General features: G+C 60.3%; 13 protein-coding genes and 2 pseudogenes. 7 read left to right on the forward strand and 8 right to left on the reverse strand.

The features are described from left to right. The 5 genes from JCM25156_RS03595 to JCM25156_RS21250 all read right to left on the reverse strand — a co-directional run. The coding region (locus JCM25156_RS03595; protein ID WP_025812171.1) for a hydantoinase/carbamoylase family amidase at window positions 1–745 on the reverse strand (745 nt) is incomplete at its 3' end. Between the two features lie 54 nt (window positions 746–799). After that, window positions 800–1,741, reverse strand: coding sequence for a 2-hydroxyacid dehydrogenase (locus tag JCM25156_RS03610; RefSeq protein ID WP_025812173.1), 942 nt, complete (start codon window positions 1,739–1,741; stop codon window positions 800–802). A gap of 6 nt (window positions 1,742–1,747) precedes the next feature. Beyond that, complete coding sequence (locus JCM25156_RS29305; RefSeq protein ID WP_159104959.1) at window positions 1,748–1,903, reverse strand: hypothetical protein; 156 nt, start codon at window positions 1,901–1,903, stop codon at window positions 1,748–1,750. Between the two features lie 19 nt (window positions 1,904–1,922). Beyond that, window positions 1,923–2,795: a dimethylarginine dimethylaminohydrolase family protein gene (locus tag JCM25156_RS03620; RefSeq protein ID WP_025812174.1), complete on the reverse strand. Its 873-nt coding sequence runs from the start codon at window positions 2,793–2,795 to the stop codon at window positions 1,923–1,925. Window positions 2,796–2,911: 116 nt separating this feature from the next. Beyond that, window positions 2,912–3,955, reverse strand: coding sequence for an AraC family transcriptional regulator (locus JCM25156_RS21250; RefSeq protein ID WP_242402454.1), 1,044 nt, complete (start codon window positions 3,953–3,955; stop codon window positions 2,912–2,914). A gap of 280 nt (window positions 3,956–4,235) precedes the next feature. On the opposite strand from JCM25156_RS21250, the gene JCM25156_RS03630 reads away from it, so the two are divergent. The 6 genes from JCM25156_RS03630 to JCM25156_RS21265 all read left to right on the forward strand — a co-directional run bounded on the left by JCM25156_RS03630 (window position 4,236) and on the right by JCM25156_RS21265 (window position 10,095). Next, entirely contained in the window at window positions 4,236–5,216 is a 981-nt protein-coding gene (locus JCM25156_RS03630; protein WP_025812175.1) for a LysR family transcriptional regulator, read from the forward strand. 49 nt (window positions 5,217–5,265) lie between these two features. Further along, window positions 5,266–6,195: a transporter substrate-binding domain-containing protein gene (locus JCM25156_RS32540; RefSeq protein ID WP_407637098.1), complete on the forward strand. Its 930-nt coding sequence runs from the start codon at window positions 5,266–5,268 to the stop codon at window positions 6,193–6,195. An 11-nt stretch (window positions 6,196–6,206) separates the two neighbouring features. Continuing rightward, window positions 6,207–6,824 (forward strand): amino acid ABC transporter permease, encoded by a 618-nt coding sequence (locus JCM25156_RS32545; RefSeq protein WP_407637099.1) that lies wholly within the window; start codon window positions 6,207–6,209, stop codon window positions 6,822–6,824. After that, the gene (locus JCM25156_RS03640) at window positions 6,814–7,572 is read left to right on the forward strand and encodes an amino acid ABC transporter ATP-binding protein (RefSeq protein ID WP_025812176.1); all 759 of its coding nucleotides are present in this window, start codon (window positions 6,814–6,816) and stop codon (window positions 7,570–7,572) included. Before JCM25156_RS32545 ends, JCM25156_RS03640 begins: the two co-directional genes overlap by 11 nt. Before the next feature lie 248 nt (window positions 7,573–7,820). Further along, window positions 7,821–8,369, forward strand: a complete 549-nt coding sequence (locus tag JCM25156_RS32550) for a hypothetical protein (RefSeq protein WP_407637101.1) — start codon at window positions 7,821–7,823, stop codon at window positions 8,367–8,369. After that, window positions 8,320–10,095, forward strand: coding sequence for a TonB-dependent receptor (locus JCM25156_RS21265; RefSeq protein ID WP_407637102.1), 1,776 nt, complete (start codon window positions 8,320–8,322; stop codon window positions 10,093–10,095). Before JCM25156_RS32550 ends, JCM25156_RS21265 begins: the two co-directional genes overlap by 50 nt. Window positions 10,096–10,255: 160 nt before the next feature. Here the strand turns inward: JCM25156_RS21265 and JCM25156_RS27650 are convergent, their stop codons facing one another. The 3 genes and pseudogenes from JCM25156_RS27650 to JCM25156_RS21275 form a co-directional block, all read right to left on the reverse strand. Beyond that, window positions 10,256–10,405, reverse strand: a complete 150-nt coding sequence (locus JCM25156_RS27650; RefSeq protein WP_084296430.1) for a DUF2474 family protein — start codon at window positions 10,403–10,405, stop codon at window positions 10,256–10,258. After that, a pseudogene (gene cydB / locus JCM25156_RS21270) lies at window positions 10,392–11,410 on the reverse strand (cytochrome d ubiquinol oxidase subunit II). Before cydB ends, JCM25156_RS27650 begins: the two are co-directional and overlap by 14 nt. Window positions 11,411–11,413: 3 nt before the next feature. Beyond that, window positions 11,414–12,846: pseudogene (locus JCM25156_RS21275) on the reverse strand (cytochrome ubiquinol oxidase subunit I). A 334-nt stretch (window positions 12,847–13,180) separates the two neighbouring features. On the opposite strand from JCM25156_RS21275, the gene JCM25156_RS03665 reads away from it, so the two are divergent. Further along, window positions 13,181–14,115: Dyp-type peroxidase (locus tag JCM25156_RS03665; RefSeq protein ID WP_025812177.1), on the forward strand; the 935-nt coding region annotated here is incomplete at its 3' end.

Below are 14,115 nucleotides of genomic sequence, written 5' to 3' on the forward strand. Positions count from 1 at the left end.
CAATCATGCGCGCCGCCGCCCACATGGCGTCCGCCCGCATGGCCATGGGCGTCGTGCCCGCATGGGCGTCCTGCCCCGTTACGCGCACATCGTACCAGCGCATGCCCTGCACGCCGCGCACCACGCCGATGGTGCAGCCTTCGGCTTCCAGTACCGGCCCCTGTTCGATATGCAGTTCGAAATAGGCGGCCGCAGGGTGCGCGCCACATCGCTCATCCCCGACATAGCCCCCACGTTCCAGCGCGGCCTTCATGCTCACGCCATCCCGATCCGCACGCGACAGGGCGAATTCCTCAGTAAAGACACCGGCGAAGACGCCTGATGAAATCATGGGGGGTGTGAACCGCGCCCCTTCCTCATTGGTCCAGTTGACCACCTCGATCGGGTGGCGGGTCCGCGCATCGGCTTCATGCAGGGCGCGCAGAAGGGCAACCCCGCCCAGAACGCCCGTAATGCCATCGAATTTCCCACCCGTGGGCTGGGTATCGAGGTGACTGCCGATCATGATGGGCGACAGCCCGCCTTCACTTCCTTCACGCCGTGCGAACTGGTTACCCATGGAGTCATGGCCAACCGTGCAGCCCAGGGCGGTACAGGTACGCGTGAACCACTCACGCACCTGCAAATCCTCATCCGACAGCGCCAGGCGTCGTATTCCCCCGCGCGCGGTGCCACCAAAAGCGGCGGTCTCCATCAGGTCACGCCACAGGGCCGTGCCGTCTATCGAGAGATTACTCTGCCGCATCCGTATATTCCCGTATCCTGTCTGTCATTCGTATGAAACCTGTCATATCGACACTCAGTACCCCCGCGCCGGATCACACAGGAGGGCGGGCCGCTCGTGACGCTCCATCTGGTGGATGACATCACGGACGTAACGGGCCTGTGCCTCCCGCGAGGCTTCGGAAGCCACATGGGGCGTGATGGTCACACGTTCATGACGCCACAGCGGATGATCCGCGGGCAGGGGTTCCGGATCCGTGACATCAAGGACCGCGGCCCCCACCTGCCCTTCATCAAGCGCGCGCAGCAGGTCGTCCGTAATGACGTGATTGCCGCGCCCGACATTGATGAAGCCCGCGCCACGCGGCAGCGCGCCCAGCAGGGCATGATTGATCATGCCGCGTGTTTCATGGGTGCTGGGCAGGAGATTGACCAGTATGTCCAGTTCACCCAGAAAATCCGGCAATGCGTCATTACCGGAAAACACCTGAATTCCCGGCAGGTCGCGCGCCGAACGCCGCCACCCCGCCACCGTAAACCCGACATGATGGAGATGCCGGGCCACATGCCCCCCCAGATGGCCCATGCCCATGACCCCGACCCGGGCTTCGCTACAGGTGCGTGAAATCCGGTTGTTCTTCCACACCGCCCGCTGTTGCTGAACGGCCCATGTGCGGGAATCCCGCAGCAGGCCCAGCGCCGCCCACAGCACGTAATCCGCCATGAGGGCCGCCGTCTGCTCACCGCCCATGCGCACAAGCGGAACATGCAGGGGAAAGCCCGGATCATGCAGCAGGTGATTGATGCCTGCGCCGGTGCATATGATGCCCTTGAGATGCGCCATGCGGGCCAGATCTTCCGATGCCGGGTGCCAGACCAGCGCATAATCGACATGGGCCAGATCCAGTCCCGGTTCGTACCAGGAGCAGACATCCAGTTCCGGCGCGACGCTGTGGAAAATCTCGCGCCACCCCCCGGCCGCCGCCGGGCCGTCCGAGCTTATGACCAGCCTGACCATGTATTCCTAATCCTTGCGCTGTGGCGTGTCCGCCGTTTTCCTCAACAGGCAGGATGCGTCAATATTGGCGAACAGCGAATACCCCACAGGCACATTATCCGCACCCGCCCCCTCCATCAGCGCCTGCCGGATGACGGCGACGATTTCCGGACCGGGCGCCACGCAACACGTCACCCGGCCTTCATGCCGATTGCAGCGACTTCCGGCGCAACGGCATGGTCATGCAATGCACGCTGCCGCCACCCTGGGAAAACTGGTTCAGTTCGGGATCGAAAACCGTCAGCCCCTCGGCCCGCAGCATCTGGTTGATCCGTGTGGAGTGATGCGGGCTGACAACACGCCCCTGCCCCAACGCCAGCACGTTGCACCCCATGTCGCGCATCGCTTCCTTGTAGGAAACCGGAAGCAGGCGGATGCCCTGCTGGCGGAACCACTCCAGATCCTCATCCGCGATGACATCCACTGCCGCGATCGCGAGGTTTTCCGCCACCATCGTGAAAATGACGTCCAGATGCAGGAAATGCTCGGGGAAGCGGATCATCCGGCAGGTCCATCCTGCCTCCTCGAACCAGCCGATGAACTCGGCGGCGCCGGCTTCGTCCGTGCGGCCGCCACTGACCCCCACCGCCAGCAGTCCGGGGCGGATGATGTGGATGTCACCCCCTTCGATATTCCCCTTGGTACAGGTCTTCCAGATCTCGTCCGGGCTGTAGAAGGCGCGGATCTGCTTTTCCTCCCCCTTGCGCTCGGGCCGGGACAGGCGCGTTACGACCGTGCCGAACGGTGTGGTCTGGGAACTGTCGCGGGTATAGACCTCATATGGCATACCCTCCTTCGCCGTCAGGTAATGACAGCTTACCCCCGCCCCCTTCAGGGCATCGACCAGTTCGCCAAACTGCGCCTTCAGGGCCGCGCGGTCGATCCGGACGCCATTGGCCATGCTCTGGATGGCGATGTCATTGCTCGGGATCCATGAATAATAGTCGGGCGGGCACAGAAGGACATCGGCCAGGTCCCCGGTTTCACTGTCAATAAACCAGCGGTTCGCTACCATTATCTTGTAATCCTCAGCAAATGACCGGAATAGATTATCTTCTGGATGTCGAAACGATACCCGAACATGCCGATCCGCCAAAATATCAATGGTTCATAGTTTACTTTGCATTTTCATTAATTTAGCCCGGCGTCATCATCCATATGCGTGGCATCGCCGCCTTCACGGTAGGCGCTGGGGGTCTGCCCTGTCCATGAACGGAAGGCACGATGAAAGCCCGAAACCTCCGTATAGCCAAGGGAAAACCCGATTTCCTTGATGGACCGGTTGCTTTCGCGCAGCAATTTGCGGGCAAGCTGGGCCTTGTATTCATTGACCAGATCCTGAAACCGCACCCCCTCCACGGCCAGCATGCGCCGCAGCGTGCGGGTTCCCATGCCCAGATCCCGCGCCACGACGGCCAGCGTCGGGCGTGGCTCAAGCGGGGAGAGGAACTGCGCGCTGATGCTGTGGCGGACCCGCTCGCCAATGCTGAGGTTGCCGTTGATGCGCGCCAGCATGTTGTCACAGTATTCAGCCATGACATCGGCCGCGATGTCATTGGCCATTTCCGGCATGTCATCAAGATGGTTCCGCCGGATCACGATGCGGTTTTCACTACATGCGAAACGTACCGGGCACGAAAAATACCGCCTGTACAGATCGGCATGGCCGGGCCGGGCGAAAGTCAGCTGGATTTCAGCGAATTCCAGCCCGCTGCGTTCCAGCCACGCGCTCCAGTTCCCCAGCCATTCCTCCACCAGGTACATGGCCGTGCGCTGCGGCAGGTCCGCCAGAACGTGGGAACTGATGACCGCATGGTCCGCATCCTCGCTCAGCCCCTGCCGCACGCGGATGCCGTAGCCCAGAAGGGACTGGTACCGGATGAACCGGCTTATCGCCTCACGCCATGTGGGCGCGCTGATGCAGGCATAGCCCACCACGCCAAAATCAGCCGCGTTGATATGCCGCCCCGCAAGGAAGCCCAGCCCCTCCAGATCGACATCAAGCAGGATGCCATCCAGAATCCGGACATAATCGCCATAAAGAATCTGTGATCCGCCCCGACGCAGGTCCGCGCGGTCCAGACCGAAGCGTTCCAGCACATGCGCAACCGAAACCTGCCTGTCTTCCAGCACGCCCAGCAGTTTATTGAGGTGCATGCCCGGAATCTGGATCATGACACGATGCGGGTCATAGCCTCCGTCCGCGCCCGAGGCGTGTGGATCAGGACAAAAAGGATCAACGGACAACACCTGCATCTATCACCGGCCCTCCTCTCTTTCCTGTGCCCGCAACCCTGAAGATCGTTACGAAGCAGGATAATCTGGACAACCAATTGGCCATTTCTGCCAATGAGATTCCCCACCCATCTCCATACGCTTTGTTACTGCTCCTGATAGCATCAGACCCATCAGTCTGCCTATGTCCTATGTTCGCTTACGAAGGGAACCGCCGCGCATGACACGCTCGCCATCCGTCGCATCGGTCAGGTCACTTCCGGCGCGCCGCGCCGCGCGCGGCCATCGCGGGGGCGGCTTCAATGGCCAGATTGCCGAAGTGGACCTGCGCCTGCTGCGCGTGTTCCGCACCGTGGCGGAACGCGGCGGATTTTCAGCGGCGGAAATCGCGCTGGGCAAAAGCAAATCATCCATCAGCATCGATATTTCCGCGCTTGAAAACCGGCTGAACCTGACACTGTGCCTGCGGGGGCGCAGCGGTTTCTCCCTCACATCCGAAGGGCGGATGGTGCTGGAAGCGACGGACCAGCTCCAGGCGGACATAAGTCGCTTCCAGCAGCGCATCAACGACGCCAGCGGCGTTCTGTCCGGGCGGTTCTGCCTGTACGTGCCCGACAATACCCAGGTTCATGGCGAGACCGCGATCATCCGCGCGATCGAAACATTCACCACCCGCCACCCCGATGTGTTCATGGACGTACGCTCGGCTTCGACACGGGAGGTGGAATTCGCGGTCCTGAACGGGCAGGCGACGGCGGGCATTACCCTGTATGCCCATCACCAGCCGGACATGCACGATACGACCCTGTTCACCGAACGGCTGAATCTTTATTGCGGCCAGCGCCATCCGCTCTTCACCGTTCCCGAGGCCGAAATCACCACCGCCACGCTGGCCGCGCAGAACATGATCGAGGTCTCGGACGCGGCCCAGTCAGCCCGCTGGGAAGATATGCGCGCGCGGATGACATTCACTGCGGCGGCGGAAAATGTGGATTCCCGCGCGCTTTTGATCCTGTCTGGCAATTATATCGGTTTCCTGCCAGAAGCCTTCGCGCGCCCGCTGCTGCGTGACGGGCTGCTGCGGCATATCAGCTTTGGTGACCTGCACCTGATCACCAGCTTCCATTTCCTTGTCCGTTCCTCCCCCGAGACCGGGCTCATGGTGGAGACGTTCCGGACGATTCTTGAAGATGCGTGCTAGTTCCCGTTTCCCCATTCATCCGCCCGCTCAGGCACGGAGTAGCCTTTTCATGCCAGTCCCCCGCCCCCGCGCGTTCGTACGGAAATGTTTTCTGGTCCTGGCCAGCGTATTCACCCTGTTCCTTGTCACCACGCCCGCCCGTGCGGCGGATCTGCCGGAGTTCGTGCATGATGGCACGCTGACGGTCTGCACGAACCCCACCCTGCCCCCCATGACATTCGTGAACGGCACGGACGCCACGGCCATGGCGGGGGTGGACATGGATCTGGCCCGCGCCCTGGCCCGGTACTGGAACGTGAAGCTGGTCACGACCCCCATGGATTTTGTCGGCCTGTTTCCCAGCCTGGCCGCGCAACGGTGCGGCATGGTCATAAGCGGCATCATCAAGCTGCCCGAACGGGAAAAGAATTTTGACGCCATCACCTATCTGGATACGGCGCTGGTCGTGGTGGCGCGGGCGGGCACGCCCCATATCGGATCCATGGCCGACCTGTCGGGCAAGGCGGTGGCCGTGCAGTCGGGCACCAGCTACGCCGCCCGCATCGGCCGCGAAAACGATCTCCTTGTCGCCGCCGGGCGCGCGCCCATCACGATCCAGCAGTACCCGACCGAAGACGCGGTGGTCCAGCAGGTCCTGATCGGTCGCGTCTTCGCCTTCGCCAGTCAGGATGTCGAACTCTATTTCCGGCGCAAACAGCTCCATGGCAAGGTCAACATCATTCTGGAGCCCGATTACCCCGAATACCGCAACTTCGCGATCTATATCCGCAAGAACGCCCATGACCGGCAGAGTGTCGAATCAGCCATCGCGACACTGGAAACCAGCGGCACGATCGCCGAGATCAGGAAAAAATGGGCCATAGGCGACAGTGGCCGGGACGCGTTCACCCAGCCGCGCAGGCACCGGGCTTCCGCTGGGCGACGTTCCTGTCCGCGCTGGGATCGAGCGCATTTCTGCGCGGCGCGCTCATTACGCTGAGCGTGGCGATATTGTCCCATCTGACGGCCATCATCATTTCCGTGCCGATGGCGATCACCCTCAACGGCCCGGATTCCATCATCAGGCAGGCGCTCCGGGTCTATGTCTCGGTTTTCCGGGGCGCGCCGACACTGCTGCAACTGCTGTTCATCTGGAACGCATTGCCGCAGTTCTTTCCCATATTCCGGGAGGAATGGTTCACCCCGTTCCTGGCCACATGGCTGTCGCTGTCGATCAATGAATCGGCCTATCAGGTTGAAATCAACCGTGCGGCCCTGTCCGCGGTGGACAGGGGGCAGGAACAGGCGGCGGATGCGCTGGGCATGAACCGCAGGCAGGTCTATTTCCATGTCATCTTCCCGCAGGCGTTGCGGATCGCGCTGCCGCCCACCATCAACGAATTCATCAACCTGCTCAAAACGACCTCGCTGGCTTCGGTCATATCGTTGCAGGAACTTCTGTCCGTAACCCAGATACAGGTTGCCCGCACGTTCGAGTTTACCGAATATTACGCGGCCGCCCTGATCTATTATCTGGCGATGGTCTTCTTCTTCCTGTTTGTCCAGAAACGGGTCGAGCGCCGTTTTGCCTGGGCCGACCGTCACAAGGCTTGTGCAAATGAACCCTGATACCGATAACGATCCATCCGTCATGATCTCGGTGCGGAATCTCAGCAAGCTCTACAAGGATTTCCTTGCCCTTGACCGGCTGAATTTCGATGTCCAGCGCGGTGAGAAGATTGTCATTCTCGGGCCGTCCGGATCGGGAAAATCCACGCTTATCCGCTGTTTCAACCGTATCGAGCCGCATTCCAGCGGCAGCCTGATCATTAACGGGCAGGTCATCAATGAACAGACCAGCCTGACGCAACTGCGCGGCATGGTCGGGATGGTGTTCCAGAACTACAACCTGTTTCCGCACCTGAGCGTTCTTGACAACTGCACCCTCGCCCCCCGGCTCGTACGCGCCACCAGCCGCCCCGATGCCGAACAGATGGCGCGCCGGTTCCTGACACAGGTCAACATACTGGAACAGGCTAACAAATATCCGATCCAGCTTTCCGGTGGCCAGCAGCAGCGCGTGGCCATTGCGCGCGCGCTGTGCATGCAGCCCGATGTCATGCTGTTTGATGAACCGACGGCCGCCCTGGACCCGGAAGCCATTTCCGGTGTTGTCGGCATCATGAACGATCTGGCCCGGCGGGGAATCACGACACTCTGTGTCACCCACGAAATGGGATTTGCGCGCCATATCGCCGATCGCATCATCTTCATGGACAAGGGGTGTATACTTGAGATTACACCACCCGACGAATTCTTTACAAACCCGAAGACGGAACGCGCACGTGCTTTTCTGGACCAGATGATACGTTGTTGAACAGTAACGTATGGCGGGGAGGAGACGAAAGTAAGATTTACAATATTTCAAACGAACGTCTGCGGTTTCATTGTTAAATAATAATGAAATATAACCACTGACGCTGCATCTCGGCGCACCATGCAAGGGATACCATGGCCAGGTCATTTCCTCCTCCCGCACAAGGCAGATATTTCCTGACCGGAACAGAGCCCGCCACACGCCGCTTCCACTCCCCTCCCCCCACGACCACGCATAAGGCTGTAGACATGAAAAGGCGTTCCCGCGCCCGGCATCTGCCGCGCCATATTCCCCTTCCCGTACAGTCCACGTATCAGCGCGCGTTGCTGGTGTCATTCCTGCTCGGTACCGTCCCGGCCATTCCCGCCCTTGCCCAGTCCACCACCGCCACGACGCAGGCCACCCCCCATGGCCGGGTGGCGCAACCCGGCCACCATCCCGCCGCCCTGCGTTCCACCACGCAGGAAACCATCCATGTGCAGCGCTCGCGCGCCACCCGGTTCCAGAACAAGGTTGGCACCGTCGATACGATGAGCGGGCAGGAACTTCAGGACCTGCACATCGTAAGCCCCAAGGAAATAGCGGCCTTCACACCCGGCGTGACCGCGGTCAACGCGACATCGGGCAGTACACCGATCTTTTCCATCCGTGGCGTGGGGCTTGATGACTACAGCGGCACCAACATGGGGGGATCGGCATCTATCTTGATGGCGTGTTCGCGCCCTATCCCGCGCTCTATAACGGCAGATGTTCGATGTGGACAACATCAATATCGAAAAGGGACCGCAGGGGTTTGAATCCGGCCGCAGCACGACCGGCGGCAGCATGAATATTGAATCCATAAAGCCCACGGACAAATTCGGCGGGTACCTGGACTGGGGCTACAGCAGCTACAATACGAATACCGGCAAATTCGCCATCAACGTGCCAATTACCAAGCGTATTTTCAACCGGACCGCCTTCAGCTACGCCAACGGAGATGGCTGGCAGCACGACATCCATACAAACCAGCGCTATGGCGCGCAGGATCTGCTGTCACTGCGCAACCTGACGAAATTCGTCATTGATGACAGATCATCCCTTCTGCTGAACCTGCATTACACCCGTGACCGTGGCACGCCGACTTCCCCGCAGGACACGGACCCCACCGTTGGCGTCGGGCCGAACCCCAAATACAACCAGGTCAATGTTGGCAACAACCGGGTGGGCCGCAATGAAAACGGTGGCGGTGTCTCGCTGACCTTCAACCGTAATTTTGATTTCGGCACCTTCACCTCCACCACCGGCATCGATTTCTACCGTCGCTCGCTTTACGACAATTACGATGGTGAATCAGTCAACATTGGTGATTACCACTGGAATGATACCTATATCGCGCAGTCGCATGACATGCATCTGCAGACGAACATCGCCAGGATATTCCATCTGACGGTTGGCGTTTACGAATCATATGACAAGATTGACGGGGATTACACCAGTTATCGCGGGTATCTGGAAGGCGTGCCCGTGGCCAACTTCAGCGATCACTTTTCGCAGCAGAACCTGTCAACCGGCGTGTATGTCAATACAGTCACGAATATTACCAGAAAGCTCGACTTCATTGCCGCCGGGCGGTTCTCGTATGATGAACGCGGCTTCCATGGGGGTACGACCGATGACAACGGCATCCTGAGCGGGGTGCCGGGATCGCACCTGTCCTACCTTGACCAGAACCATGAATATGAACGCTTCACCGGGCGTGTCGGCCTGCGCTACAAGATTGTTCCGGGCACATTCGTGTATGGCACCATCTCGAACGGGTACAAAGCGGGCACCTATTTCTCGGCCCCCGTCACCGCGCCGCAAGCGCTGGATTATGTGCGGCCCGAAAACCTGATCGCCTATGAAGTGGGTGTGAAATCAAGCCTGCTGCATGATAAGCTGATCATCAACGGCTCCCTGTTCGATTACGAATACCATAATCGCCAGACGCTGTTTGTCGCGGAAATGCCGGGCAACGTGACCTCCCTCAGCCTTGGCCCCATCCCGCGCGCACGGACACGGGGCGGGGAACTGTCGGGCACATGGCGCAACGTGATCCCCAATCTGGACCTGCGGGCTTCGTTCGCCTATCTGGACGCACAGGCGATCAGCGCGGTGAGTTCCATCGGCGGCCTGCCGCTTCTGTCCAATGTCACCGCCCATTCCGCGCTACCGTTCGCGCCACGCTTTTCATGGGACGCCGTGGTCCGCTACGGCATAGACATAGACCGTTACCGCATGACGCTACAGGCCAGCTATACATGGAAGGACAACATGCTGGTTGACCTGGGCGACCCCAATGGCGAAAGCAGCAAGATCAGTTCGCTGGGACTGCGCATGGAGTTCGGCCCCAAGACCGGAAAGTGGTCGGCCTCCGTCTATGTGGATAACCTCATGAACAGGCATGGCGACATCTATTCCTTTACAGGAAGCGACAACAGCCGCGCCCAGTACCTCCAGACACCGCGCTGGGTTGGGTGTAACCTGCACTATAATTTCTAGGGGCTGTTAGGCAGGACAGTATCCCGCTTCCTTTTGCTTACGGATTCTTTAAAAGCTTTTGGGCGCCGCCTTTTTTCGAAAAGGCGGCGTTTCCTGAAGCTTTTTGAAAAAAGCTTCACCAAAACTTTCCTACGGTTTATCGGGGATCATAAGCGGTACCTTATCTGGGAACCAGTAGGTGAAGCAGCGACGCAGCCACGAAAAACGCCGTGGTGCTCAGCGCCCAGATGGCGACAAACCACCCGATCCGCACGCCCAGATGCCGTGGCGCGTCGTCCCCTTTTGCACGCATGGTATCAGTGATAGCCATCTGCCTGCGTCACCTTTCCCCGGAACACACGATAGGAATAAATGGTATAGGTCAGAATGATCGGCAGCAGGATGGCGGTGCCGACAAGCTGGAAAAACTGGCTTGACGGTGGGGATGACACATCCCACAGCGTCAGCCCCGGCGGCACGGCGTACGGCCAGACCGTGATTCCCAGCCCCGAAAGGCACAGGAAGAACCAGCCAAGCGCGCACAGGAACGGCACCCGGCTATGTCCCCGCCGCAATCCCCTGACAAGCAGGCCACCCAGCACGACAACCAGAACCGGCACCGGGGCGACAAGAAGGATATTCGGCCAGTCGGTCCAGCGGCGCAGATAGGGCGCATGCAGCAGCGGGGTCCACAGACTGACCGCGACAATGCCGCAGAAAAGGCCGGCCGCCAGCCATCCGGCCCAGCGGCGGCAGGAAGCTTCCAGCACATCGGTCGTGCGCCACACCAGCCACGTCGCGCCAAGCAGGGCGTACCCGCACATGACGGACAACCCGCACAGGACACTGAACGGTGTCAGCCAGTCCAGCGAGCCACCCGCGAACGCGCCTTCCGTAACCGTCACGCCTGAATGACACCCCCCAGGATCGCCCCCTGACAGAATGCCGCAACGGCCGATCCGGCCATGAACCCGACATCCCACAGCCCTTCATGCGGCCTGCCCCGGGTCATGACCCGGAATTCGAACGCAACGCCGCGAAAGATCAGCGCCAGCAGCATGAGAACGATCGGCAGGTAGAAAGCGGGCAGAAGCGTCGCGTAGGCCCCGGGGAAAACCCCGTAAAGCACCGCGCCACCCAGCACCATCCACGTCTCGTTCCCGTCCCATACCGGCGCGATCGTGTTGATCATCACATCCCGGCGGCCCTCGTGTCGTTCCAGCATGAACAGCATGCCAATACCAAGGTCGAACCCATCGAGAATGACGTAGATGGTGATCGCGGCCACCAGAATGACGGCCCATACAATGGGGAGCCAGTATGCGAAGTCCATCATGCCTCAGGCTCCTTTGCCGGAAGAGGGGTCAATAACCGCCGGGTGCGTATGTGTCGCCAGAATGTCCGAGGCATGCGCGGGCTGGTGGTCGGCTCACCTTCCTGCGGGGCATGGCCCAGAAGACGGACCAGAATGCCCAGCCCCGATCCGAACACGATCACATACACGACCACGAAGGCCGTTATCGTCACCGCCATGCTGGACAGGACAATGGGTGATACGCTGTCGGACGTTCTGAGCAGGCCATAGACGGTCCATGGCTGACGCCCCACCTCGGTCGTGACCCAGCCGCACAGCAGCGCCAGGAAACCAGCGGGCGCCATGCACAGGATCACGCGGTGGAAAACGGGCGTGGTGAACAGCGCGCCCGCCCGCCGCAGCCACAGCGACCAGAATCCGACCAGCATCATCAGCACGCCCAACGCAACCATGATCCGGAAAGAAAAGAATATGACCGGTGAAGGCGGCCGCTGATCGCGCGGAAAGTCCTTCATGCCCGGCACCTTTCCATCAAGGCTGTGCGTCAGGATCAGCGAGCCCAGAAGCGGGATCCTTACAGCGTAATCCGTCCGTTCCGTTTTCATGTTCGGGATGCCAAACAGCAGTTCGGCGGCCCGTCCCTCGGTTTCCCAGTCCCCTTCCATCGCGGCGATCTTGACCGGCTGGTATTTCAGCGTGTTCAGGCCATGGGCGTCACCGGCCAGAATCTGCACGGGCGCGACAAGGGCCGCCATCCACATGGCCATGGAAAACATGACCCGGACCGGCTCGCTTGCGCCCCTTCCCTCCCGGCGCGCCCGGAGCATATGCCATGCCCCCGTGGCACCCACGACAAACGCGACGGACAGGAAGGCCGCCAGCCCCATATGGACCAGCCGGAACGGAAAGGACGGATTGAAAATGATGGCCAGCCAGTCAGCGGGCAGGAAGCGCCCCGTGGCCGGGTCGATCGTATAGCCGCGCGGGGTCTGCATCCATGAATTCGACGCCAGAATCCATGTCATGGAAATCAGCGTGCCAACCGAGACACAGCAGGTCGCGGCAAAATGCAGCCCACGCCCGACCCTGTTCATGCCGAACAGCATGACGCCGAGAAATCCCGCCTCCAGAAAGAAGGCGGTCATCACCTCATAGGACAGGAGCACGCCGGTAATCGGTCCGGCCTTGCGGGAAAAGACCGCCCAGTTCGTGCCGAATTCATAGGACATGACCAGTCCGGAGACGACACCCATGCCAAAGACGATCGAAAACGCCTTGATCCAGTAACGGTACAGGTCAAGAAAAACCTGGCGGTCGGTCTTCAGCCACAGCCCCTCCAGAACGGCGAGATAGGCCGCCAGCCCGATCGAGAAAGCCGGAAAGACAATATGGACGCCCACGGTAAAGGCGAACTGAAAGCGCGCAAGAACCAGCGCAAGATCATGAGCAGTGTACATCTATACTTTCCCAAAGGCGGGACACTGGCGTTTCCGCCACACGACAGTCATCGGAAATCGATACCGTGGCGGGCTTTCCGGCCACGCATGCCGCCGCGACCATATCCTGCCTGCCAGACATGCCCCGGCTGTCCACGGCCCTTGCTAGGCTGGCCTGCCGCCATGCGTCCAAGACCTTCTGCTTATAATATTATGCATGCCGGTTATCACGGTGATGGATTTGTGATGGGGCCGGTTATTTTCCTGTCTGCATTATCTTGCCACGGATAATCATGCGCCTATGCTGGACGCCTCTCTACCTTGTGCGAACGTCACCTGCAGGAGTTTCAGTCCGTTGGCCACATCTCAACCCGTTGATACGAAACTGACCCAGGCTGCGGTTTTTCTTGTTGCCACGCTGAATACGGACACATCGGCCAGCACGCAGGTCCGGGGGCTGCTGGGGGATCTCTCCTCTCTGGTACGTGGTGTCGGGTTCCGTATCCCCGATGGAAGGTTAAGTTGCATTACCGGCATCGGTTCGAACGCCTGGGATCAACTTTTTGGCACCCCGCGCCCCAGCGAACTCCATCCGTTCGCGGAGATCCGGGGCGTGCACCATGCCCCCGCAACACCGGGCGACCTGCTTTTCCATATCCGCGCGACACGGATGGACCTGTGCTTCGAACTGGCCACGGCCATCGTCTCCCGGCTGGAGGGGGCGGCGGAGATCGTGGATGAAGTCCACGGATTCAAGTATTTCGACGCGCGCGACCTGCTCGGCTTCGTGGACGGGACCGAGAACCCGTCGGGACAGGTGGCGCGTGAGTCCACGATCATCGGGGATGAAGACCCCGCCTTTGCCGGTGGCAGTTATGTCATCGTGCAGAAATACCTGCATGACCTGAAGAAATGGGACGCCATCCCGACCGAAGTGCAGGAACACATCATCGGCCGCAGGAAAGTGTCGGACATTGAACTGGCGGATGCGGCCAAGCCCAGCTACGCCCATAATGTCCTCACCAACATCGAGGAAAACGGCCAGCAGCTCCAGATCGTGCGCGACAACATGCCCTTTGGCGAAGTGGGCAAGGGGGAGTTCGGCACCTACTTCATCGGCTATGCGCGCTCCCCCGCGCGCACGGAGCAGATGCTGCGCAACATGTTCATCGGCAAGCCGCCCGGCAATTACGACAGGCTGCTTGATGTCAGCACCGCCGTTACGGGCGTGCTGTTCTTCATTCCCACCGCCGATTTTCTGGATAACGCCCCGAATCTGCAAACGGGCGA

This window comes from Komagataeibacter kakiaceti JCM 25156 (assembly GCF_000613305.1).